Annotated in this window: 1 protein-coding gene, 1 pseudogene and 1 riboswitch; of the genes and pseudogenes, one reads left to right on the top strand and one right to left on the bottom strand. The window is 65.7% G+C overall.

The features are described from left to right. Nucleotides 1-1,025: adenosylhomocysteinase (locus tag AC2VLV_RS05740; protein WP_486989062.1), on the bottom strand; the 1,025-nt coding region annotated here is incomplete at its 3' end. Between the two features lie 59 nt (nucleotides 1,026-1,084). Then, a riboswitch (S-adenosyl-L-homocysteine riboswitch) is annotated at nucleotides 1,085-1,204 on the bottom strand. A 100-nt stretch (nucleotides 1,205-1,304) separates the two neighbouring features. On the opposite strand from AC2VLV_RS05740, the pseudogene AC2VLV_RS05745 reads away from it, so the two are divergent. Continuing rightward, nucleotides 1,305-1,546: pseudogene (locus AC2VLV_RS05745) on the top strand (DNA ligase); the annotation flags it as partial.

Raw genomic sequence — 1,546 nt, forward strand, 5'->3', positions numbered from 1 at the left:
CCGATGTTGCAGACGATGGCCTGATTCTTCATGCGGGCCATGTGATCGTGGGTGATGACGTGATAGTTGCCGGTGGCGGTGACGAAAATGTCGGCGTGCTCGCAGGCATAGTCCATGGTCACCACGCGATAACCTTCCATCGCGGCCTGCAGGGCGCAGATCGGGTCGATCTCGGTCACCCACACTTGGGCCGACAGCGCGCGCAGGGCCTGTGCCGAGCCCTTGCCCACGTCGCCATAACCGGCGACCACGGCGATCTTGCCCGCCACCATCACATCGGTGGCGCGCTTGATGCCGTCCACCAGGCTTTCGCGGCAGCCGTAGAGGTTGTCGAACTTGCTCTTGGTCACACTGTCGTTGACGTTGATGGCGGGGAACTTCAGCTCGCCGCGCTGGTGCATCTGATAGAGGCGGTGCACACCGGTGGTGGTTTCCTCGGTCACGCCCTTGATCTGCGCCAGGCGGGTGGAATACCACTTGCCGTCCTTCGCCAGCTTGGCCTTGATGGCGGCGAACAGCACGCGCTCTTCTTCGCTGGTGGGGTGGTTGAGCACCGCCGCATCGGTCTCGGCGCGTGCGCCCAGATGCAGCAACAGCGTGGCATCGCCGCCGTCGTCCAGAATCATGTTCGAGTAGCCACCATCCGTCCACTCGAAAATGCGGTGGGTGTAGTCCCAATAGTCTTCGAGCGACTCGCCCTTCACCGCGAATACCGGCGTGCCGTTGGCGGCAATCGCCGCGGCGGCATGGTCTTGCGTGGAGAAAATATTGCACGAGGCCCAGCGCACCTGCGCGCCCAGCGCCTGCAGCGTCTCGATCAGCACGGCCGTCTGGATGGTCATGTGCAGACTGCCGGTGATGCGCGCGCCGCGCAGCGGCTGGCTGGCGGCGTATTCCTCGCGGATGGCCATGAGCGCGGGCATCTCGCTCTCGGCAATGGCGATCTCGCGGCGGCCCCAGTCGGCCAAGCCGATGTCGGCAATCACATAATCAGGAGAGGTTTTCAAATCGACCACAGCGTTCATACAAACTCCGAACAAAGTGGCCGGGAACGGATGCGCACCGCATCCCGCGCCCGGCACGGGTTGGGTGAGCGCCGTTGAAGGAAAGCCGCCAGCAAGGTGTAGCGGCCTGCGATCAAAGCCCCGAGCCTGGCGACGGCGGCGATGGGCTCGCCCCGTGCGTTGCAACGCTCCTCGAGAAGCCACGCATTCTATCGGTTTGCCGCAGGATTGCCACGCGCGCGCCACGGCCCATAAGATGACCGCTCCGGCCCCCTGCGCCCTTCCCCCCGGCCCCACGCCATGCGTCCTTCGCCACGCCGCTTTCCCGCACCCACGCTCGCTGGGCTGCGCCCGCTGTTGCTGTGTGGCCTGCTGCTGACGAATCTGCCCTGGGCGCAGGCTGAAGCGCCCAGCCCGCCGCCCCCGGCCCTGTTGCTCGCCGAAACCGCCTCAAGCCAGCTCGATCCGGCGCCCTACTGGGTGAGCGAAAAACTCGACGGCGTGCGCGCCTTCTGGGACGGCCGGGTGCTGCGTTTTCGCAG

It is taken from the genome of Thiomonas sp. TH-17, assembly GCF_057473305.1.